The organism is Pseudomonas sp. GD04058, from assembly GCF_029836855.1.
Taxonomy (GTDB): domain Bacteria; phylum Pseudomonadota; class Gammaproteobacteria; order Pseudomonadales; family Pseudomonadaceae; genus Aquipseudomonas; species Aquipseudomonas bharatica.
The window spans coordinates 1-21,770 of sequence record NZ_JAOECN010000045.1 but is presented as its reverse complement, the minus strand read 5'-3'; the positions used below and the strand labels follow the sequence as shown (position 1 = coordinate 21,770).

Annotated in this window: 23 protein-coding genes; 12 read left to right on the top strand and 11 right to left on the bottom strand. The window is 63.4% G+C overall.

The features are described 5' to 3' along the window. Nucleotides 1-43 precede the first annotated feature (43 nt). The 7 genes from N7650_RS24610 to cobF all read right to left on the bottom strand — a co-directional run bounded on the left by N7650_RS24610 (nt 44) and on the right by cobF (nt 6,799). A complete protein-coding gene (locus N7650_RS24610; RefSeq protein WP_279900432.1) occupies nt 44-682 on the bottom strand; it encodes a tail fiber protein in 639 nt (212 codons plus the stop codon). A gap of 45 nt (nt 683-727) precedes the next feature. Next, complete coding sequence (locus tag N7650_RS24605) at nt 728-1,069, bottom strand: hypothetical protein (RefSeq protein ID WP_279900431.1); 342 nt, start codon at nt 1,067-1,069, stop codon at nt 728-730. After that, nucleotides 1,066-1,563, bottom strand: coding sequence for a GNAT family N-acetyltransferase (locus tag N7650_RS24600; RefSeq protein WP_279900430.1), 498 nt, complete (start codon nt 1,561-1,563; stop codon nt 1,066-1,068). Before N7650_RS24600 ends, N7650_RS24605 begins: the two co-directional genes overlap by 4 nt. 119 nt (nt 1,564-1,682) lie before the next feature. Beyond that, nucleotides 1,683-3,782, bottom strand: a complete 2,100-nt coding sequence (locus N7650_RS24595; RefSeq protein ID WP_279900428.1) for an HlyD family efflux transporter periplasmic adaptor subunit — start codon at nt 3,780-3,782, stop codon at nt 1,683-1,685. Then, nucleotides 3,779-5,098 (bottom strand): HlyD family efflux transporter periplasmic adaptor subunit, encoded by a 1,320-nt coding sequence (locus N7650_RS24590; RefSeq protein WP_009402660.1) that lies wholly within the window; start codon nt 5,096-5,098, stop codon nt 3,779-3,781. The genes N7650_RS24595 and N7650_RS24590 overlap by 4 nt, the downstream gene beginning before the upstream one ends. Then, complete coding sequence (locus N7650_RS24585) at nt 5,095-5,859, bottom strand: efflux RND transporter periplasmic adaptor subunit (RefSeq protein ID WP_279900426.1); 765 nt, start codon at nt 5,857-5,859, stop codon at nt 5,095-5,097. The genes N7650_RS24590 and N7650_RS24585 overlap by 4 nt, the downstream gene beginning before the upstream one ends. 199 nt (nt 5,860-6,058) lie before the next feature. Beyond that, nucleotides 6,059-6,799: a precorrin-6A synthase (deacetylating) gene (gene cobF, locus N7650_RS24580; protein WP_279900425.1), complete on the bottom strand. Its 741-nt coding sequence runs from the start codon at nt 6,797-6,799 to the stop codon at nt 6,059-6,061. 226 nt (nt 6,800-7,025) lie between these two features. On the opposite strand from cobF, the gene N7650_RS24575 reads away from it, so the two are divergent. After that, nucleotides 7,026-7,385 carry a histone-like nucleoid-structuring protein, MvaT/MvaU family gene (locus N7650_RS24575; RefSeq protein ID WP_009402667.1) on the top strand — a complete coding sequence of 120 codons (360 nt, stop codon included), beginning with the start codon at nt 7,026-7,028 and terminating at the stop codon, nt 7,383-7,385. A gap of 215 nt (nt 7,386-7,600) precedes the next feature. Then, nucleotides 7,601-8,122: a lactoylglutathione lyase gene (gloA, locus tag N7650_RS24570; protein WP_009402669.1), complete on the top strand. Its 522-nt coding sequence runs from the start codon at nt 7,601-7,603 to the stop codon at nt 8,120-8,122. Between the two features lie 105 nt (nt 8,123-8,227). Here gloA and N7650_RS24565 read toward each other — a convergent pair whose 3' ends face one another. Beyond that, nucleotides 8,228-9,628, bottom strand: a complete 1,401-nt coding sequence (locus N7650_RS24565; RefSeq protein ID WP_009402671.1) for a cytosine permease — start codon at nt 9,626-9,628, stop codon at nt 8,228-8,230. A 327-nt stretch (nt 9,629-9,955) separates the two neighbouring features. On the opposite strand from N7650_RS24565, the gene N7650_RS24560 reads away from it, so the two are divergent. The 9 genes from N7650_RS24560 to N7650_RS24520 all read left to right on the top strand — a co-directional run bounded on the left by N7650_RS24560 (nt 9,956) and on the right by N7650_RS24520 (nt 17,241). Then, on the top strand, nt 9,956-10,441 hold the full coding sequence (locus tag N7650_RS24560) for a flavin reductase family protein (RefSeq protein ID WP_279900424.1): 486 nt from the start codon (nt 9,956-9,958) through the stop codon (nt 10,439-10,441). 70 nt (nt 10,442-10,511) lie between these two features. Further along, nucleotides 10,512-11,555 (top strand): LLM class flavin-dependent oxidoreductase, encoded by a 1,044-nt coding sequence (locus N7650_RS24555; protein WP_279900422.1) that lies wholly within the window; start codon nt 10,512-10,514, stop codon nt 11,553-11,555. A gap of 287 nt (nt 11,556-11,842) precedes the next feature. Then, complete coding sequence (locus tag N7650_RS24550; RefSeq protein WP_064304107.1) at nt 11,843-12,433, top strand: amino acid synthesis family protein; 591 nt, start codon at nt 11,843-11,845, stop codon at nt 12,431-12,433. Between the two features lie 64 nt (nt 12,434-12,497). Further along, nucleotides 12,498-13,331, top strand: a complete 834-nt coding sequence (locus tag N7650_RS24545; RefSeq protein ID WP_064304106.1) for an alpha/beta fold hydrolase — start codon at nt 12,498-12,500, stop codon at nt 13,329-13,331. After that, on the top strand, nt 13,328-14,809 hold the full coding sequence (locus N7650_RS24540; protein WP_279900420.1) for an aldehyde dehydrogenase: 1,482 nt from the start codon (nt 13,328-13,330) through the stop codon (nt 14,807-14,809). The genes N7650_RS24545 and N7650_RS24540 overlap by 4 nt, the downstream gene beginning before the upstream one ends. A gap of 13 nt (nt 14,810-14,822) precedes the next feature. Beyond that, on the top strand, nt 14,823-15,308 hold the full coding sequence (locus N7650_RS24535) for a flavin reductase family protein (RefSeq protein WP_009407870.1): 486 nt from the start codon (nt 14,823-14,825) through the stop codon (nt 15,306-15,308). Between the two features lie 133 nt (nt 15,309-15,441). Further along, complete coding sequence (locus N7650_RS24530; protein WP_064304103.1) at nt 15,442-15,831, top strand: carboxymuconolactone decarboxylase family protein; 390 nt, start codon at nt 15,442-15,444, stop codon at nt 15,829-15,831. 91 nt (nt 15,832-15,922) lie between these two features. Further along, on the top strand, nt 15,923-16,675 hold the full coding sequence (locus tag N7650_RS24525; protein WP_009407874.1) for a GntR family transcriptional regulator: 753 nt from the start codon (nt 15,923-15,925) through the stop codon (nt 16,673-16,675). A 2-nt stretch (nt 16,676-16,677) separates the two neighbouring features. After that, the gene (locus tag N7650_RS24520; RefSeq protein ID WP_009407877.1) at nt 16,678-17,241 is read left to right on the top strand and encodes an NUDIX hydrolase; all 564 of its coding nucleotides are present in this window, start codon (nt 16,678-16,680) and stop codon (nt 17,239-17,241) included. Here the strand turns inward: N7650_RS24520 and N7650_RS24515 are convergent. Then, entirely contained in the window at nt 17,231-18,112 is an 882-nt protein-coding gene (locus N7650_RS24515) for a LysR family transcriptional regulator (RefSeq protein ID WP_009407879.1), read from the bottom strand. The two genes, N7650_RS24520 and N7650_RS24515, sit on opposite strands and share 11 nt — an antisense overlap. A gap of 163 nt (nt 18,113-18,275) precedes the next feature. Between N7650_RS24515 and N7650_RS24510 the strand changes: the two genes are divergently transcribed. Further along, a complete protein-coding gene (locus N7650_RS24510; RefSeq protein WP_064304101.1) occupies nt 18,276-19,295 on the top strand; it encodes an alpha/beta hydrolase in 1,020 nt (339 codons plus the stop codon). A gap of 31 nt (nt 19,296-19,326) precedes the next feature. On the opposite strand, the gene N7650_RS24505 is transcribed toward N7650_RS24510, so the two are convergent. Beyond that, nucleotides 19,327-20,901 (bottom strand): hypothetical protein, encoded by a 1,575-nt coding sequence (locus N7650_RS24505; RefSeq protein WP_279900417.1) that lies wholly within the window; start codon nt 20,899-20,901, stop codon nt 19,327-19,329. Nucleotides 20,902-21,109: 208 nt separating this feature from the next. Beyond that, a complete protein-coding gene (gene ycaC / locus N7650_RS24500; protein WP_009407885.1) occupies nt 21,110-21,727 on the bottom strand; it encodes an isochorismate family cysteine hydrolase YcaC in 618 nt (205 codons plus the stop codon). Nucleotides 21,728-21,770: the final 43 nt, after the last annotated feature.

The following is a 21,770-nucleotide window of genomic DNA, read 5'->3' as shown; positions in this document are numbered from 1 at the left end:
GACAAAAAAGTGGCGGTGCCCTGGAGCACCGCCGGTTGTTGCGTTAGTTGCGGCTCGGGAAGATGCCTTGCATCGCGATGATGAAGTTCACCGCAATGTAGGGGCTCAACACCGAAGACGGGATATTGCCGCCCGTCAGCGCAGCGGTGCCGGTCACGGTCACACCGCCGGTGAAGGTCACCGGCTGCGGCGCCAGGTCGACGCGGGGCAGCGGGTTGCCGTTGTTGTCCTTGCCGCTGTGGTACAGCTGGTAAGTGGTACCGGCACCATCGTTGGGGATGCCCAGGCAGCCGCCGGCAATAGGCGAAACGCTGGTGGCATCGGCATTCACAACCTGGGCGGTGGAGGTTGCGGTGAGGGTGCTGTTGTTGGTCACCAACGACAGCAAGTGGGTGTGGGTCGGCAGGTTGCTGGTCAATTGGGTAACCGACTCGCTGCCACCTTTCTGCCCCATTTGGTAATTCGACAGGCCGGTGCCCTGGCCCTGGCCCACCGGCGTGCGGCTGCGCAGGTCCGGCAGGCCGAAGGTACTTACGCCGTCACCACCAAACTGCGTGCCCAGCAGGGCGAACAGTGCGGTGTTCTGATTCAGCGGTACCAACTGGCCCTGACACAGCGCCCAGCCGTACGGGTTGAAGTTGAACCCTGCCATCCGGATTTCGCCCAGAAACGGATCAGCCATCAGACTCTTCCTTATGTTGATTTGCGTGGTTGGTTGAATTGCGAATCAGGGAGCCTCGTCAACCGCGATGCGGTTGCGGTGAATGACCGCTTCAAGCACATGGCGGCCGTCGGGTTCGGGCCGCACCGGACTCATCAACAGCCTCCAGGGCTGCGCGCGGCCCGGGCCGAACAGATTGAAGGTGTCCTGGGGCAGCACCACACCATGCGGCAGGGCCACCGCCAGGGAATAGCACTCGTAGTCCTGGCTCATCGCCGTGCCATTGGTCACGGCCAGCAGGCTGACGTGCAAGCCCTGATCGTGGGCGATCTGCAGTACGAACCCTTCGGGATCGGCTTCGAGCAGTTCCTGGCGGCTGGGAATGGTGTCGTCGACGGCTTGGCTCATGAGACTTTCCTTGTGTCGGTGCGCGCGTCGCGGCGCAACTTCAGGTACACCCCCGAATCGCCGCAGACATAAAAGCCCAGCCGGCCATACAGCCGCTGTGCCGGGTTATAGGATTCAACGAAAAGTTCGACTTTCAGGCCCTGTTCATCCGCCCGGCGCAATTGCGCTTCTATCAGCGCGGAGCCGATGCCCCTGCCGTGGAATTCGGGAAGTAGGGTTATATCGATGAGATTGAGGGTGGTCGCCCCCCAGAACATATAAAGCCGGCCGATCGGCTGGCCCTGGAGTTCGATGATCAGTAATTCCCCATCGGCATAATGGGCCTGATAGTAAGCATGCTGAGCATTGAACTGCTGTTTAAGAAAGGCGGCGATCTGCTGCGCCGGCCAGCCGCTACGGGACATCTCCTCAGCGCGCGAACCGGCGTACAGACGCTCGATAAAGGCCATATCGTCCGGATGCAGGGCACGCAGGGTCACAGCAGGCATCGACATCGTTGCGAACATCCCTGTTGAAATAACTTTGTGAGCCAACTTTTATTGTGACGGGTGTCACGCTTACTTGCATGGCGAATTGACAGCAGATTACCGCAACTGTCTTACAATCGCACTAGTTAAAATCCACTTTCTCTTACACCGATCGCTGCCATACGTCGCCAGGCGGCGCTAAGCAGCGACTGGCTCTTTCCATCCAGCACCACAATGCCGCGAAGCGGGTGCGATAGTTGTTTCGGCGCACTGTCTTCGAGCATGAACTGGGTACCATAGTGCGCTTGCAAAGGCTGCGCCCTTTTCTCTTCATCACGGCGTATCGCGATGGGCCCTTGATGATCGGAGATCAGCGCTTCCTGGTCGATGTAGGCGACGCCGTTGGCGTCCACCGATTCCAGCGACACCGGCAGGGAATCGCGCAGTACGTCATCGGCGACGAAGTGCCCGGGGGTGCCCGGTGCCACCCGCCACAGGTCGGCTTCGGCCAGGTAACCGCGCAGGCGCAAGCCGCCTTGGGCGACCTGGGCCAGCGGCATCTCGCTGCTGATCCAGCGGCCAGGCGCGAGGTTGTCCGCCAGGTCGCGCACCGTGCCAGCATGGGGCGCGCGCAGTACCAGGCGCTCGCGCTGGGCGGCCAGGCCGCGGTATTCGGCCACGGCCTCGGCCAGGCGTTGTTCGAGAATGCCACTATCAGCCGCGGTTTCACTGCGCCCCGACTGACGCCGCAGTTGCAGTTGGAGAATCTCGATTTCACGTCGGCCGATGCCCATGCGCGCTTCAAGGTCGGGCGACTCCAGGGTCATCAGCACCTGGTTGGCCTCTACTTGCTGGCCATCCTTGACCAGCACCTCGCGAATCCGCGCCGCTGCCGGCGCATGCAAGGCACTGAAACGGGACGCTTCGAGCATGGCCGGCACTTCCACGCCGCTGCGCCACGGCACCACCAGTACGGCCAGCAACAGGGCCAGGCCCGCTCCAAGCAACACCACCTTGCGCGGTTTGGCCTTGTCCCGGTGCTGCCACCAGTGCTGCCATTCGCGCCAGATCGGCAGGCCGATGAACCACACCAGTTCGACCATCATCAGGAAGATGCCAAGCACCTTGAAGAACAGGTGATAAACCGCCAGGGCGATACCGAAGAACAGCGCCGCCCGCCAGATCCACGAGGCGTAGCTCCAGCACAGCAGGCGCCGGCGCAGCGCCGGTGACCAGCGCTCGGGCATAGGGTCGCCATAACCGAAAAGCTTCTCCCGCAGGTGCCAGCGGCCCAGGGCGAAACCACGCCCTTGCAGGTTATCCACGCCCCACAGGTCGCTGAGCAGGAAGTAGCCGTCGAAACGCATCAGCGGGTTGACGTTGATCGCCAGGGTGGTGATCCAGGTGGCGCTGGCCAGCATAAAGGCTGCGGTGCGCCCTGCCCCGTCGGGCAGCAGCGACCAGGCCAGCAGGGCGATGCAGGCCAGGATCAGCTCGGCCAGCACGCCCCCGGCGCCGATCAGCAGGCGGGTGCGCCGGTCCTGCACGCGCCAGGCGTCGCTGACATCGGTGTAGAGCATCGGCAACAGGACCATGAACGCCACGCCCATGCTCGGCACCCGGCAGCCGGCGCGCTTGGCCATGTAGGCATGGCCGAATTCATGGCACAGCTTGGCAAAGCCCAGGGCGATGGCGAACGCCGCCATGCCACCTAGGCTGAGCAGGTGCGGGAAGGTCGAAAGGAAGCGCTCCCAGTCACGCATCACCAGGAACAGGCCGAGCAGCAATACGCTGGGCAGACCGTAGCGCAACAGGTTGCCGCCATGGCGCTCGAGCCAGGGCCAGGTGCGATTGAGAAAGGCGTCAGGACGCCACAGCGGAATACGGAAAAACAGGTATTTATGCAGGATCTGGGTCCAGATGCCCTGGCGCTGGGCGGCGGCCTTGGGTGCGTAACTGGCGCGCTGCTCGGCATCGGCGGCGCTGACCAGGTCATGACCACGCAAAAAGCGCAGCAGCTCCTCCACCGCCACGGCGGTCAGGGGCGCGCCCGGCTCGGCATTGGCCGCATTCAGTACCTGCTGCGGATCACCGAGCGCCCAGTGACGCAGCAAGCGCATGGCCGGCGCACCCAGCTTGAAATAGCGACCGCGCAACGGGTCGGCCAGGGTCCATTGCGGCGCACCGTCGAGCCCCGGCGCCCCTGGCGAGAGCTGCAGGTCCGGGCGCAGCGCCGGCAACATCACAGGCCCACCGCCTGGCGCAGGGCCGCCAGCGGCCGGCGCAGCAGGTACAGGGCCAGCGGCGCCCGGTCACCGAAGACCTTGGCGGTCCCGCGCAGGCCAATACGTGGCGGCGCGTCCTCGAAGCTCGCATCGAGGCGATAGGCGAGCTGCCCGGCCGGGGTGTTTTGTGCCTGGTAGGCGACACGTTCGAGCACGGCGTTATGCCGGTTCAGTGGATCGCTGTCGAGGAACAGCGCGACCTCGGCGCCTTTCTCCAGGCCGATGGCATCGGCCACCGGCAACTCGATACGCAACTCGGCCTGGGCCGGGTCGGCGATTTCCATCAGGCGTTCGCCGGTGCGCATAGGCTTGCCGATATAACGCTGGGCATCGGCGAATACCGCGATGCCATCGCGTTCGGCACGTACCTCGGTACGCGCCAGCAGGTTGCGGGCGTAATCACGCTCGGCACGCTTCTGCTCGACCCGGGCAGCGAGCAGATCAAGACGGGCACTGGAGTCGGCATCGGAAAAGGCACGCTGGGTGTTGGCCTTGAGTTCCGCCTCGGCCACGCCCAGGGTGCGTTCGGCCACATCGGCCTGGGCCCTGAGCGTGGTGGCATCGAAGCGCACCAGCACCTCGCCGGCCTTGACCGCCTGGTTCGGCTTGACGGTGAACTCGGCGACCACGCCATCCAGCGGAGCGGCCACCACCTGGCCGTTGCGCGGAGCCACTTCGGCTGGAGCCAGTACCGACTGGCGCACCGGCACCAACAGCACCAGCAACAGCGCCGCCGCCAACGCCCAGCGTGTGCGCGCCGGCCAGCGCAGACGCCATGGCTTGCCCGGCTGCAGGGCGCGCCAGGCGTGGCTGTAGCAGTCGCCAAGTTGCGCCAGCAGGGCCTGCTCGGCATCGTTCCAGGGCATGTCCCGGGCGAGCCAGAGCCCTCCGAATACCACGCCCTGCCGGTCTTTCAAGGGCAACCAGAACGCATGCGGCGCCGACAGCGCCTGCCAATCGTCGCGGCAGGCCTGGTCCAGGCTTTCAGGAGGCACCACGCCTGGCAGGGCGAAGCGATCGCTGGCCGCAAGGCCCCTGGCGGCGCGTTCGATGAACACCACGAAGGGCGCGTTCGGCTCCACCGAACTGACCCCGGTCAGGGCGCGGACCTTGCCAGCGATCAGCAACGCGCCATGGCGATAGCCGAACAGCGCCTGGCTGTCGTTGACCATGCTGAAGGCCAGTTCCTCGACCGAAGGCGCAGACCGGGCCTGGCGCTCCAGCTTCAGGTAATGGGCCAGCAGCTGCTCTAGCGCGCCAGGAACGGAGGCGTTCATTTGCGCTCCGCAAAGTGCGCAGTGCCACTCATGCCGGACAGCAGGCCAGGAGTATTGGCCGGGACACTGGCGATCAGCAGCAGAGTCTGGCTGCCTTCGTCGATGCGCGCGCCGAGGCGCTTGATCACGGCATCGAAGGGTTGGCCGGTTTCATCGGGAACGAAGCTGAAGGTCTGCTCGGGCTTGAGCTTGCCCAGCCAGCTCGATGGCACCAGCAGATGGATTTCCAGGGAGCGGTTGTCGACGATTTCCAGCAATGCCGCACCGCTGGCCACGCTTTCATGGGCCTGGACCCGGCGTTGCACGACCTGGCCATCGAAAGGTGCCTTGACCTGGCAACGCTGCACCTGCACCTGGTAGACCTGGGCTTCGGCCTGGGCCTGGGCCTGGCGGGCCTCGGCCAGGGACACTTCGAACTTGCCGACCGAGTTCAGCGCAGCCAGTTGCTGCTTGTTGCGCAGTTCTTCGCGGGTTGCGCGCACAGCGGCGGCCGACGCGTTGGCCTGGGCCTGATAGGCGCTGCAATCGAAGCGCACCAGCACATCACCCTTCTTGAACGACTGGCCTTCACTGAAGGGGATTTCCGTGACCCGACCGGACAGCTCGCTGGCCAGCACCGCCTGGGAGCGGGCACGCAGCACGCCGCGCACTTCGGCACCGCCGCCGGAGGTCGCACCGTCGAGCAAGGGATCGCTTTCGGTCGCGGCCTGTGCCATTCCCGCCATCAGCGCCAACGCCGCCCACCACACCGCCTGCTTCATCTCACTACGTCCCTGTCAAAGGTCTGGATCATTCAAATTGAGTATCGGCTGCAGTTCACGGAACGTGAACGCCGTCGGTCAGTACCGGCTTGATTGCCTGCCGACCCGGAACGAGAAACGCGTCACAGAACGGCTACAGAAAAGTGGCCGGATGCTATCAATGTTTTCTTCGCGCCGGAAGCTCCCGGACCGCGGCGCCTCAAGGGCGTCGCCGCAACAGATAGGTGTCCATGATCCAGCCCTTGCGCGCCCGCGCCTGCTCACGGGCCGCGAGGATCTGCGCCTTGACCTCGGACAGCCGCCCGCTGATCAGGATTTCATCGGCCGTACCGACATACGCGCCCCAGTAAATATGCAGTTCGGGATCATCGATTACGGCAAAGGCACATTGGCCGTCGAGCATCACCACCAGGTTGTCGATGCGCGGCACCTGCGCCAGACGCCGCCCGGGAAGGATCTGCAGCGGCTCGCCAACCCGGTTGAGCGGTATGCGATGACGCGCAGCCAGTGCCTGCACGCTGCTGATACCGGGGATCACTTCGATGCTGAAGGACTGCTCGCCGATCAATTCGAGAACGCGCAGGGTGCTGTCGTAAAGCCCGGGCTCGCCCCAGAGCAGGAATGCCCCGCACTCGCCCTCGCCCAGTTCCTCGGCGATCAGCCGGCCATAGAGGGCGGCACGCTGTCGGTGCCAGTCGTGTACGGCGCCGAGGTAATCGCTCGCCTCGCCATCGCGTTGCGGGTCGTCCACCTCAACCACGCGGCAGGGTTGGCTTACCCATTGCGCCAGCAGCGCCTTGCGCAGGCGCAAGCGATCGTCATTGGCCTGGTGCTTGTCGAGGACGAAGAACACGTCGGCGCGCTTTAGCGCATCGACGGCCTCAAGGGTGATTTGCCGCGGATTGCCCGGGCCGATGCCGATCAACAACAGCACTTTCATGGACGGGCTCCCCGGGCCGGAAGTCGCACTGCAAGTTAATGGTTAAACACCATGGCGAACGGAACATATTCAACTTTCAAAGTTCCAAAACCAAGAATGTAAAAGTGTACTGTTAGTCCATACCTCATTGGCTACACTGTCAACATGCTGTTATTGCAGCCAGCCCCGCGGGCCGCTATCTATTGCACATCCATAGCCCGCCCGCCTTTGAAAAAGGAGTGTTTCCGTGTCTAGACTTGCAGAGTTTCGCGCTGCCGAAAAAGCCCTCCAGGAACAGCTTGCACAGTTGGAGGCCATGAAAAAGGACGCCGGCCTGAAACGCGAGATCGAATTCGAACAGAAACTTCTCACCTTGATGAAAAACTACGACAAGGGTCTACGCGATATCATTGCCCTGCTCGACCCGGCAGCGGCCGGCAAGTCCGTTGCCCGCCCTGTAAAGACCCGCCGCGCGCGAGTGGTGAAGGTGTATGAAAACCCGCATACCGGTGAACTGATCGAGACCAAGGGTGGCAACCACCGCGGCCTGAAGGCCTGGAAAGAACAGTACGGGGCGAGCGAAGTCGACGGCTGGTTGCGCAAATGAGTTTTGCTTCACATATTTTTCACAAGCACAGGATCAGGATGAAGGCTGCTAAAGGATTAGCGCCCCATGCGCCCGCTCCGGCGGGCTTCTAATTCCGACGCCCCGTGGCCGCCACCACGGGGCGTTGTTGTTTGCGCAATGGATTCAGTTCCGTATCATGGCCATCTGTCTTTCCGCTGGCGCCCCGGGCGCCGGCCTTCTGATGCGGAGTGCCCATGAGCCTGCAAGATCTCGACAACCTCCCCGGCGTCACCGCGCAACCCGATGCCGCCACCCACAATTTCGTCTTCAACCACACCATGCTGCGGGTCAAGGACGTCGCCAAATCCCTGGACTTCTATACCCGCGTGCTGGGTTTCAGCCTGGTGGAGAAGCGCGACTTCCCGGAAGCCGAGTTCAGCCTGTACTTCCTGGCCCTGGTCGACAAGGCGCAGATCCCGGCCGACGCGGCCAAGCGCACCGAGTGGATGAAATCGATCCCCGGCATTCTCGAACTGACTCATAACCACGGTACCGAGAACGACGCGGACTTCGCCTACCACAACGGCAACACCGACCCGCGCGGTTTCGGTCACATCTGCGTATCCGTGCCGGATATCCGTGCCGCCTGCGAGCGGTTCGAGCAACTGGGCGTGACCTTCCAGAAACGCCTGAGCGATGGCCGCATGAAGCATCTGGCGTTCATCAAGGATCCGGATGATTACTGGGTCGAAATCATCCAACCGACCGAGTTTTGATTCGGCTCCGGAAATGAAAAATGCCGCGGATAGTCCGCGGCATTTTTGTTTATACCCTTCCCTTCAGGGCCAGCTCCCACAAGGTTCAGCAGTGTTCTTGAGTGATTACTGTGCCCGCCAGGCCGCCACCAGCGACTCCTTGCGCCCACGGGTCGCCAGGCAGTAATACAGCGGCACCGTCACCACCAACCCCACCAGCCACGACAGGTCAGCCCCCTCGACCAGGTTGGCATAGGGCCCGACATACAGCGACGTGTTGGCAAACGGCAGTTGCACCAGGATCCCGCAGGCATAGGCGATGATCGCGTGCATGTTGAAGCGCCCGTAGATCCCGCCATCCGCCGCGAAGATCGATTTGATGTCGTAGTGGCCGCGCTTGACCAGGTAGAAGTCGATGATGTTGATCGAGGCCCATGGCACCAGCACCAGCAGCAGCGCAAGGATCAGGCCGATGAAGTGGCCGATGAAGTCCGCCGTAGCGCCCAGGGCGGTCAGGCAGCAGCCCAGCAGGATCACGCCGGCCAACAGCACGCGCACCTTGATGCTCGGCGTCCAGTTGGCGGCGAAGGTCTGGATCGAGGTGACGATCGACAGTACCGCACCATACAGGTTGAGTGCGTTGTGGCTGATGATGTTGAGCAGGAACAGCACCATCAGGATCGGGCCGAGCCAGCCGGTGGCCTGTTTCACCGCATCCATCGCCTCGGTACCTTCAGGCACCAGCAGCACGGCAATGGCGCCGAAGCTGAAACACAGGATGGTGCCCAGTGTCGCGCCGAAATAAGTCGCCCAGAAGGGCCTGCCGATCCCTACTTCACGCGGCAGGTAACGCGAGTAGTCGGAGGTATAGGGCGAGAAGCTGATCTGCCAGATCACGCCCAGGGACACCGTGGCGATCCAGCCGGACAGGTTGAAGCCGCCGCGGCTGAAGAAATCCGCCGGCAGGTCCTGGGCGAACATCATGATGAAGCCGGCCAGCAGCGCCGTACCCATCACCCAGGTGCCGATGCGGTTCAGGGTGTGGATGAAGCGGTAGCCAATTACGCCGATGGCCGTGGCGCTGAGGGCACCGATGATGATCGACACCGGCATCGGTACGCTCGGGGCAATGCCATGGATCGACTTGCCCGCCAGGACGATGTTGGAGATGAAGAAGCCGACGTAGATCAACGCGGTAAAGAATACGATCAGCAGCGCGCCATAACGGCCGAACTGCCCGCGGCTCTGCACCATCTGCGGAATCCCCAACTGCGGCCCTTGCGCCGAAGCCAGGGCGATGACGATACCGCCAAGCAGGTGGCCAAGGACGATGGCGACCAGCCCCCATAGCAGGTCGAGGTGGAACACCTGGACCACCATGGCCCCGGTGACGATGGGCAACGGCGCGATATTGGTGCTGAACCACAGCGTGAACAGATCACGCGCCTTCCCATGGCGCTCTGCTGGCGGTACGTAATCGACCGTATGGTTTTCGATCAACTGGTGTTGCGAAGACGACTGGGACATGGGCAAAAGCTCGAAAGGTTCCGTTTTTATCTTTGTAGGAAACCACTTGCGGCACGCTGCAAGCGGCGTCGAAGCTGAAGACCATATTATGGTATTCCAAGCTTTTGACAACACTGATTCGTCCTTTTGCCGACCAACTGATCTGCTTTTGGTCGCCTCGCTTTCTCCTCTCCATAGGCGCGAGCCCGCGTATTCATTGGGCATTGGCTGAATCAACGCGTTCGTCAGGGCCGGAAAAATCCTCTTGCAAATTAGGTATTACGGTATACCATCAGACACATCAACGATAAAAATGCGGGCACACCGCTGCATCACGAGGATCACGCCATGATCGACGCAACCGTCTACAAGAACGTTCTGGGCTCCTTCCCGTCCGGCGTTACCGTCATCACCACCCTGGACAACGACGGCCAGATCGTCGGCCTTACCGCCAGCGCCTTCAGTTCGCTGTCCATGGACCCGCCGCTGGTGCTGTTCTGCCCCAACTACAGCTCCGACTCCTACCCGGTGCTGATTCGCAGCAAGAATTTCGCCATCCATCTGCTCTCCGGCCAACAACAGGCCGAAGCCTATACCTTTGCCAAAAAAGGCAAGGACAAGGCCCAGGGCATCGAGTGGACCCTGAGCGCACTGGGCAACCCCCTGCTGGCCAACGCCACGGCGATCATCGAATGCGAACTGTGGCGCGAATATGAAGGTGGCGACCACGCCATCATGGTCGGCGCGGTAAAAAACCTGATCGTCCCGGCCGAAGCGCCAAGCCCGCTGGTCTACTGCCGCGGCAAGATGGCCAGCCTGCCAGCCTTCGCCTGAGCCCCTATTCTTCTGAATGCGCCCGCCTGATCCGATGGGCGCCCGATAACAAGCGCCGAGGAAACGCCTCATGAAATTTTCGTTGTTCGTGCACATGGAACGCTGGGATGAACAGGTGAGCCACCAGCAACTGTTCGAAGACCTGACCGAGCTGACCCTGATGGCCGAGAAAGGCGGGTTCAGCACCGTGTGGATCGGCGAACACCATGCGATGGAATACACCATCTCGCCCAGCCCGATGCCGCTGCTGGCCTACCTGGCCGCACGCACCGAGACCATCCACCTCGGCGCCGGCACCATAATCGCGCCGTTCTGGCACCCGATCCGCGTTGCCGGCGAATGCGCCCTGCTCGACGTGATCAGTAACGGCCGGATGGAAGTCGGCCTGGCCCGCGGCGCATACCAGTTCGAATTCGACCGCATGGCCAATGGCATGCCGGCCTCCGAAGGCGGCGCTGCGCTGCGCGAAATGGTCCCGGCGGTACGTGCGCTTTGGCAGGGTGACTATGCCCATGACGGCGACATCTGGAAATTCCCGACCTCCACCTCCGTGCCCAAGCCGGTACAGAAACCCATGCCGCCGATGTGGATCGCCGCCCGCGACCCGGACTCGCACAACTTCGCGGTGAAGAACGGCTGCAACGTGATGGTCACCCCGCTGATGAAGGGCGACGAGGAAGTGGTCGACCTGAAGAACAAGTTCGAAGCAGCCCTGGCCAACAACCCGGATGTGCCACGCCCGCAACTGATGGTCCTGCGCCACACCCACGTGCATGCCGAAGACGACCCGCAAGGCTGGAAGATCGGCGCCCAGGCGATCAACCGCTTCTACCGCACCTTCGACGCCTGGTTCGGCAACAAGCAGACCCCGGAGAACGGTTTCCTTGCGCCAAGCCCGGAGTCCAAGTTCGCCGGGCGTCCGGAGTTCGAACTGGAAAGCCTGCACCAGACCGCGATGATCGGTACCCCACAGCAGGTGATCGAACGCATCCGCTACTACCAGGAACTGGGCGTCGACGAGTTCAGCTTCTGGTGCGACAACAGCCTGCCGCATGAAGAAAAGCGCAAGTCGCTGGAGCTGTTCATCAAGGAAGTCGTACCGGCGTTTCGCTGAGTCAAGACGTTCGTCGGGCCGGGCAGTCCTGGTCCACTGACATCTTCTTTGCCCTTTCGGGCCTCATCGCTGGCAAGCCAGCTCCCACAGGTTCAGCGGTGCACGCGATCCCTGTGGGAGCTGGCTTGCCAGCGATTGCAATAGTCAAAACATCACAGCAACAACGCCTGCCGCTAACCACTTATCCCCTCCCCCGCAGAAATTTCCTGCAACCCTCTTGCACATCAAATATTATGGTATACCATCAGACAACAAGACCTGAACACACTCCACAGGAGCCCCGCCCCATGAGTTTCGAAATCCGCAAGATCGTCACCTACTCCGAAGAAACCCGCATCGAAGGCGGCAAGGCCACCGACAAGCCGGTGACCATGGTCGGCCTGGCCGTGGTGATCAAGAACCCATGGGCCGGGCGTGGCTTCGTCGAAGACCTCAAGCCGGAAATCCGTGCCAACTGCTCCGACCTCGGTGCTCTGATGGTCGAGCGCCTGACCGCCGCCATCGGCGGTGCCGACAAGATCGAGGCCTACGGTAAAGCCGCAGTGGTCGGTGCCGACGGCGAGATCGAGCACGCGTCGGCGGTGATCCACACCCTGCGCTTCGGCAACCATTACCGCGAAGCGGTCCAGGCCAAGAGCTACCTGAGCTTCACCAACAAGCGCGGCGGCCCGGGTACCTCGATCCAGATCCCGATGATGCAGAAGGACGACGAAGGCCTGCGCTCGCACTACATCACCCTGGAAATGCAGATCGAAGACGCCCCGCGTGCCGACGAGATCGTCGTGGTCCTCGGCGCATCGGACGGTGGCCGCCTGCACCCGCGCATCGGCAACCGCTACATCGACCTGGAAGAACTGGCCGCTGAAAAAAACCAATAACAATACCGTCCACCGGGCCGGCGCGTGGGCCGCACCACGCCCGACCCTGAAGGAGCGCCCCACCATGATTCAGCCTGTCGCTGAACGTACACCTGCCGGCACCAGCTACCTGGCCACCGGCCAGGGCCAACCCGTGGTACTGATCCACGGCGTGGGCCTGAACAAAGAAATGTGGGGCGGACAGTTCGTCGGCCTCGCCAACGACTACCGTGTCATCGCCTACGACATGCTCGGCCACGGCCAGAGCCCGCGCCCCCAGCCGGGTACCGACCTGCAGGGGTATGCCGAACAACTGGCGGAACTGCTCGATCATCTGCAGATCGCCCAGGCCACGGTAATCGGCTTTTCCATGGGCGGCCTGGTCGCCCGCGCCTTCGCCCTGCACTTCCCGCAACGCCTGGCGGCGCTGGTGGTGCTCAACAGCGTGTTCAACCGCAGCCCCGAGCAGAGCGCCGGGGTTATCGCCCGTGCCGCCCAGGCTGCCGAACACGGCCCCGATGCCAATGCCGAAGCGGCCCTGGCGCGCTGGTTCAGCCGCGAGTACCAGGCCGCCAACCCGGCCCAGGTCGCAGCCATCCGCCAGACCCTGGCCAGCAACGACCCGCAAGGCTACCTGACCACCTACGAGCTGTTCGCCACCCAGGACATGTACCGCGCCGACGACCTGGGCAGCATCCAGGTGCCGACCCTGATCGCCACCGGCGAGCACGACCTCGGTTCGACCCCGAGCATGACCCGGGAACTGGCTGCGCGCATTCCCGGCGCGCAAAGCGTGGTTCTGGCCGAGCAGCGGCATATGATGGCGGTGGAGTCGCCGCGCCTGGTCAACCAGATGCTGCTGGACTTCCTCGGGCACGCCCGCACTCTCTCCGATTCAGCCAAGGGGATCGTTGCATGACTCTCACCCATTTCCAGATGTGCATCGACGGCCAGTGGCTCGATGCCCAAAGCGGCCAGACCTTCGACAGCCTCGACCCGGCCACCGCGCAAGCCTGGGCAACCTTGCCCGACGCCGACGAAGCCGATGTCGAGCTGGCCGTGCAGGCCGCGCAAAAGGCTTTCGACAGCAAGGCCTGGCGTGGCCTCACTGCCACCGCCCGGGGCAAGCTGCTGCGCCGCCTCGGCGACCTGATCGCCGAGAACAAGGAGCGCCTGGCCCAACTGGAAAGCCGCGACAACGGCAAGCTGATCCGCGAAACCCGCGGCCAGGTCGGCTACCTGCCGGAGTTTTTCCATTACACCGCGGGCCTTGCCGACAAGCTCGAAGGCGGCACCCTGCCCCTCGACAAGCCGGACCTGTTCGCCTACACGGTGCATGAACCGATCGGCGTGGTCGCCGCGATCATTCCGTGGAACAGTCCGCTGTACCTGACCGCGATCAAGCTGGCCCCGGCACTGGCCGCCGGCAACACCATCGTGATCAAGCCGTCCGAGCACGCCTCGGCAACCATCCTCGAACTGGCCCGCCTGGCCCTCGAGGCCGGCTTCCCGGCCGGTGTGGTCAACGTGGTCACCGGCTACGGCCCGAGCACCGGAGCGGCGCTGACCCGCCACCCGCTGGTGCGCAAGATCGCCTTCACCGGCGGCGCCGCCACGGCGCGCCACGTGGTACGCAGCAGTGCCGAGAACTTCGCCAAGCTGTCGCTGGAACTGGGCGGCAAGTCGCCGAACATCATCTTCGCCGACGCCGACCTCGACAGCGCCATCAACGGCGCCGTGGCCGGCATCTATGCCGCCTCCGGCCAGAGCTGCGTGGCCGGTTCGCGCCTGCTGGTGCAGGACGACATCTTCGACGCGTTCGTCGAGCGCCTGATCGAACGCGCCAGGCGCATCCGCATCGGCAACCCGCAGGACGAAAGCAGCGAGATGGGCCCGATGGCCACCGCCCAGCAACTGGCGGTGGTCGAGGGCCTGGTCGCCGCTGCCACGGCCGAGGGCGCGCGCCTGCGCATGGGCGGCAAGCGCGCCGAGGTCGAGGGTGACGGCTGGTTCTATGAGCCGACCCTGTTCGAGTGCGACAGCAATTCGATGAAGATCATGCAGGAAGAGGTGTTCGGTCCGGTCGCGGCGGTGATCCGCTTCAAGACCGAGGAAGAGGCCCTGGCGATCGCCAACGACTCGCAGTTCGGACTCGCCGCCGGCATCTGGACCCGCGACCTGGGCCGTGCCCACCGCCTGGCCCGGGACGTGCGCTCGGGGATCATCTGGGTCAATACCTACCGCGCGGTGTCTGCCATGGCGCCGATCGGTGGTTTCAAGAACAGTGGCTATGGCCGCGAAAGCGGCATCGACTCGGTGCTGGCCTACACGGAACTGAAAACGGTCTGGATCAATCTCTCGACCGCGCCCATGCCCGACCCCTTCGTGATGCGCTGAGAGGTGAACTGAAATGATCGAACCCGGCATCTACAAAGACGTGATGGGCTCCTTTCCGTCCGGCGTGACCGTCGTCACCACGCTGGATGCCGAAGGCGGCATCGTCGGCATCACCGCCAGCGCCTTCAGCGCGCTGTCGATCGAACCGGCGCTGGTGCTGTTCTGCCCCAACTACGCCTCCGACACCTACCCGATCCTGCGCGACAGCAAGCGTTTCGCCATTCACTTGCTGGCCGCCGGCCAGACCGCCGAAGCCTACGCCTTTGCCGGCAAGGGCAAGGACAAGGCCAAAGGCATCGAATGGCGCCTCAGCGCGCTGGGCAACCCGGTGCTGGCCAACGCCACGGCGGTGATCGAATGCGAACTCTGGCGCGAATACGATGGCGGTGACCACGCGATCATCGTCGGCGAAGTGAAGAACCTGATCCTTCCCGAGCAGCCGGTGACGCCGATGATCTACCACAAGGGCAAGCTGGGCGCCCTGCCCAACCTGGGTTGACCTTTCGGGCCTCATCGCTGGCAAGCCAGCTCCCACAAGGTCCCTGTGGGAGCTGGCTTGCCAGCGATGAGGCCCGAAAGAACACCCAAGCTTTCAGCACCCCCCCGTTTTCTTCAGCATGCAGGAGCCCGAGATGAGCAACGAGAAGTACGAAAAAGGCCTCGCCATCCGCACCCAGGTACTGGGCGAGGCGTACGTCAACCGTTCCATCCAGAACGCCGACGACTTCACCAGGCCCCTGCAGGAACTGGTCACCGAGTACTGCTGGGGCCATGTCTGGGGCCGAGACGGTTTGTCGCTGAAAGAACGCAGCATGATAAACTTGGCAATGATTTCCGCGTTGAACCGGCCCCACGAGCTCAAGCTGCACATCCGCGGCGCCTTGCGCAACGGACTGAGTCGTGAACAAATACGCGAGATTCTGCTCCAGGTCGGTATCTATTGCGGTGTACCCGCGGCGGTGGACAGTTTCCGCCTGGCCCGGGAAGCCTTCGCCGAGGCCGACTCGGAGTCAACCAGTTAAACACTGGCTGTTCTGGACCCACCGCAGGACGCACCCGATCGGCGAGTGCGTCGATGTCGCTGGCGCAACAGCCAATTGCAGAGCGCAGACAATGAAACGCCAGCCACTCGACGACAGCTTCAAGGTCAACCGCAATCCCGTTACCCTGCGCGAAATCGTGCTCGACAAGCTGCGCAGCGCGATCATGAACTTCCACCTGCTGCCCGGCGACCGCCTGGTCGAACGCGACCTGTGCGACCGCCTCGGCGTCAGCCGCACCTCCGTGCGCGAAGCCCTGCGCCACCTGGAATCCGAAGGCCTGGTGGAATTCGCCGATGCCAAGGGCCCGCGCGTCGCCATCATCACCCTCGAGGACGCCCGTGATATCTACGAGCTGCGTTGCGTGCTCGAAGGCCTGATCGTCCAGCTGTTCACCCTCAACGCCAAGGCCAAGGACATCCGCGCCCTGGAAAAGGCCCTCGAGGAGAACCGCAACGCCCTCACCAACGGCGAGCTGCAACAGGTGCTGGAATCGGTGCAGGGCTTCTACGACGTGCTGCTGGAAGGTTCCGGCAACCATGTCGCCGCCACCCAGCTGCGCCAGTTGCAGGCGCGCATCAGCTACCTGCGCGCCACTTCCGTATCCCAGGAAAACCGCCGCGGCGCGAGCAACCGGGAAATGGAGAAGATCGTCGAGGCGATCAAGAGCGGCGACCCGCTGGCCGCGCACCAGGCCTCGGTGGATCACGTCCGCGCTGCCGCCAAGGTGGCCCTCGACTACCTGCGCTCGAAGCAGGAAGACGCCGGCAAGATCCGCGAGATCACCACGCCGATCGCCCTCAAAGAACCCCGCATAGGCCGCTGATCATGCCTGCCGTCCCGCGTTTCTGCCCGCAATGCTCCGCCGCGCTGCAACAGGGACGACCGGACGGCGATACCCACGAACGCCTGATGTGCGGCGCTTGCGGCTATATCCACTACATCAATCCGAAGATCATCGCCGGCTGCATCATCGAGCGCGACGGCAAATACCTGCTGTGCCAGCGCGGCATCCCGCCGCGCCCCGGTACCTGGACCCTGCCGGCAGGCTTCATGGAAGCCGGGGAAACCACCGAACAGGCGGCGCTGCGCGAGGTCTGGGAAGAAACCGGGGTGCGCGGCGACATCGTCTCGCCCTACTCGATCTTCAGCGTGCCGAGGATCAGTGAGGTGTACATCATCTTCCGTGCCGTGGCCGTGGAGATCACTGGCCAGTGGGGCCCGGAAACCATGGACTGCCGCTTCTTCGCGCCGGATGAAATTCCCTGGGATGCCATCTACTACCCGGCGATCCGGCAGATCCTCGAACGCTATATCGAGGAACGCCAGGCCGGGGTCTATGGCATCTACATGGGCAATGACGACAGCGGCAAGGTGCACTTCATGCGCTGAGGCGCTCGCGCATGAATTCGATCAGCGCCTGTACCGGACGCGCGCTTTGCCGGTGTTGCGGATAGACCGCCGAGAGCTGCAACGGCTCGGTGACGAAATCCTCGAGTACCGGCACCAGTTGCCCCGTCGCCAACGCCTCGCCGACGATGAAGGTCGGCAGATAGGTAATCCCCATGCCCTTCACGGCCGCATCGCGCAGCAGCTCGCCGTTGTTCGCGCGCATGCGCCCGCACACGGTGACCATGCGCAACTTGCCCTGTTCCAGGAAACGCCATTGCACCTGGCGACCATGTCCATAAGGCAGGCACTCATGGTTGACCAGATCGTCCGGGCGTGACGGCGTGCCCTTGCGTTCCAGGTATTCGGGGCTTGCGCAATAGACCCGGTCGATGGCCGCCAGGCGCCGGGCAATCAGGGTCGAGTCCTCCAGCACGCCGATACGCAGGGCCAGGTCGTAGCCCTCGCCGAGCAGGTCCACCGAACGGTCGCTCAGGTCCACCTCGACGCTGACCTGCGGGTAGCGCTGGAGAAACTCCGGCAGCAGGCAGCCGAGATGCGCCACGGCGAAAGACAGCGGTGCACTGACCCGCACCGTGCCGCGGGGCTCGCTGGTCTGCCCGGCGATGCCCTGCTCCACCTGCTCGACCTCGTTGAGCAGGCGCAGGGACGACTCATAGTAGCTCTGGCCCAGGGGCGTCGGATCGAGGCGCCGGGTCGAGCGGTTGAGCAGGCGCACGCCAAGGCGCTCCTCCAGGGCCATCAGGCGCCGGCTGACGAACTGCTTGGACAGGCCCAGCTTGTCGGCCGCAGCGGTGAAGCTGCCGGACTCCATGACCTGGGCAAAGATTCGCATATCTTCGAAGGGGTTCATTGTCTCTTTCCGGTGGACAGTAAAACGCTTTATAGCGGCTTTTTCACTTGTTCGCATCTCAATAATCTGGGCACACCTTACAGCGCAGCCGAAACCCAACCCGCGGCGCTGATGGCATCTAACCTTGCTGCCCATACCTAACGCGAAGAAAAGGAATCCCAACATGAAACTGGTCACCAAAACCCTCGGCGCCACCCTCCTCGCCCTCTCCATCGGCAACGCGTTCGCCGCCGGCAGCCCGGGCGTCGAACGGCAGACCCAGGCCTTCCTCGAAGCCCTGGAGAAAGGCGGCGGCAAACCACTGGAGCAACTTGCACCGAAAGACGCCCGTGCGGTACTGACCGGTGCCCAGGCCTCGGTCCAGGTGGACCTCTCCGGGATCGAGGTCAGCGAGAAGACCATCAGCGTCGGCCAGGACAAGGTCACCCTGAAGATCGTCCGCCCGGCCAAGGTTGCTGGCGAGCTGCCGGTGTTCATGTTCTTCCACGGTGGCGGCTGGGTGCTGGGTGACTTCCCTACCCACCAGCGCCTGATCCGCGACCTGGTGGTCGGTTCCGGCGCGGTGGCGGTGTATGTCGACTACACGCCGTCGCCGGAAGCCCATTACCCGACCGCGATCAACCAGGCCTATGCCGCGACCCGCTGGGTAGCCGAGCATGGCAAGGAAATCGGTGTCGACAGCAGCCGCCTGGCGGTGGCCGGCAACAGCGTCGGCGGCAACATGGCCGCGGTGGTCGCGCTGATGGCCAAGGAACAGAAGGCTCCGGCACTGCGCTTCCAGTTGCTGCTGTGGCCGGTGACCGACGCCAGCTTCGAGACGGCTTCGTACAAGCAGTTCGCCGAAGGCCACTTCCTCACCACCGGGATGATGAAATGGTTCTGGGACAACTACACCACCGACCAGGCCCAGCGCGCCGGCATCCATGCCTCGCCGCTGCGCGCCAGTGCCGAACAGCTCAAGGGCCTGCCGCCGGCGCTGGTGCAGACCGCCGAGTTCGACGTGCTGCGTGACGAAGGCGAGGCCTATGCCCGCAAGCTGGATGCGGCCGGGGTGGATGTCACGGCGGTGCGTTACAACGGCATGATCCACGACTACGGCCTGCTCAACCCGCTGGCCAAGGTGCCGGAAGTGCAGGCGGCGATGCGCCAGGCAGCGCTGGAGCTGAAAACGCATCTGCAGTGATGCCCCAGGGGCTGCCTTGCAGCCCCCTTTTTTATTGCGGCGTAATCCAGAAAATCTCCTGTCCCGGCACCCGGATCTCTACCCGCCCATCCTTGCGCACCCGCAGCACCGAACGCTTGTACAGGGCCTGCTGGTCCTTGAAGTACTTGCCCGAAGACCAATAGGCCGCGCCGTCGACGTCATACGCGACGAGATTGCCGTCCGGCTGCAACATCAGCCGCGCCGGCGGGCGCCCATGCCGCTCGGCGGCGATCCATACCGTCTTGTTATCGGAACCCCTGACCAGCATCACCGAGCCGTTGGAACGGTACAGCAAGGTATAGGCTCCGCCTTCCGACATCACGAAACCATTGGGCACCAGATGCTCGCCCACCAGCATCCGGTCACGTCCGGCGAACACCTGATAGTACGGTTCGATGAAGAACTGCTGCTCGGTCTCATAGGGATGATCGACACGCTTGCCATCCAGGCGCACCTCGCTCATCGATCGGTTCGGCCCGCTGCGGGAGACCAGCCGAACGTCGTTGTTGGCGTCGCCCGTGTAACTTTTGAACTGCAGATTGAACACCTCATGCGCGGCGTTCCAACTGATCTTCCAGCCGTCCTTGACGGCCTTGTAGTCGGTGACCCCCATCACACCGGCCGCGCCGCCGATCTGCAGAATATTCCCGGACACCGCGTGCTTGATGCGGAAAAGCTGGTCGACCTGCGGGTTGAAGACCAAGGCCCCGATGGGCTCCAGACGCCACTCCTGGACCTCGACGCAGAGGTGTACGCCACCGTCGCTGCCGAAGCGCAGGCCGTTGTCGCCCAGACCCGAGCGCCAGCTCACCGACACGGCGCCACGCATGCCCTCGCGCTCCTGTGCCAGTTGCTCGACCAAGGCCAGCACCTCGTCGGGCAGCCAGTGCGTCATTTCCCTTTCCTGGCGGCCCAGCAAGACCTCGAAGTCGTCGAGTTCGTTCTGGATACGGAACTGCTGGCAGGCGTCGGCCTGGACCAGATGCAACAGCAGGAATGCCTTGACCTGAGCAAGGAAGAAACGCGCGTAGCAGTATTTGCTGATGTAGAAGAACGAAACGAAGTCGCGCTGGTTCAGGTCCTCCTGGAACGGCCGGAGGAAGTACTGGGCGTAGGACGTACTGAGCATGCGCTGCAGGGTCAGCAGGCTCTCTCCCAGTTCCTCGCCGACGCGGCTGGCCAGTCCGTTCAGGCGGCCTTGGCTGACGAAGCGGTCGGCCGCGCCCTGCGGGCTGCCGGCGGACTGTTCGCGGATGCCCTGAATGAGCTTTTCCAGCGCCTGGTCGTAATCGTGGTAGAGGGATTCGATCAGCGTGAGCGCCGGGGCGATCTGGTACTTGTCCAGGTTCAGGCGATAAGCCGCGACCTTGCGCTCAAGCAAGGCGATGCTCGAGCGTACCTGTTGCAACGGCTGGAGGCATTGCTCCAGCCGTGCGTAGACCTCCTCGCCACCGGTGAGCCCATGATCCTCGTGCAGAACGTCCCAGACACCGACGACCGCGCCAGGAATCATCGCCAGGCAGGTGTCATCGATCAGCCCGCGGGCGGAAATGGATAGGCCGAACTTAAGCGGTGAATCGAACATCAAGGCGTTTCTCCCTGGAGTGAGCATTCGATTGTAGGGAGATGGGATGACATGGGAAATAGCGTTTCGCCATCAATGTATTCGAGGAGCAACGCACGATCATTGATTTGGCCGAGACCTGTGGGAGCTGGCTTGCCAGCGATGAGGCCATAAACCACACAAAAAAATCGCGGCGAGCCCAAGGGCTTGCCGCGACCCGAACCAGCGCTTACTTCAGAGCCGCATAGCTGTTCATCAGGTTGCGATAGTTGGGAATCCGCTGCGACAGCAGGTTACCCAGGCCTTCGATGTCGTTGCGCCAGTCGCGGTGCAGTTCGCACGCCACCGAGAACCAGTTCATCAGTTGCGCACCCGCCGCGCTCATCCGCGCCCAGGCCGCCTGCTGCACGGTCTCGTTGAAGGTGCCGGACGCATCGGTCACCACGAACACCTCGTAACCTTCGGCAATGGCCGACAGGGTCGGGAAGGCTACGCAGACGTCGGTCACCACGCCGGCGATGATCAGTTGCTTGCGCCCGGTGGCCTTGATCGCCTTGACGAAATCCTCGTTGTCCCACGCGTTGATCTGCCCCGGACGGGCGATGTACGGCGCATCCGGGAACAGCTCTTTCAGTTCCGGTACCAGCGGGCCGTTAGGGCCCTGCTCGAAGCTGGTGGTGAGGATGGTCGGCAGGCCGAAGAATTTGGCCAGGTCGCCCAGGGCCAGCACGTTGTTCTTGAATTCGTTCGGCGAAAAGTCCTGTACCAGCGAGATCAGCCCGGTCTGGTGATCCACCAGCAACACCACCGCGTCATCCTTGTTCAAGCGTTTGTAGTCGTTGCTCATTTTCATGACTCCTCTGACGGTAAGAGAGGCGCAGGCCCCTGCC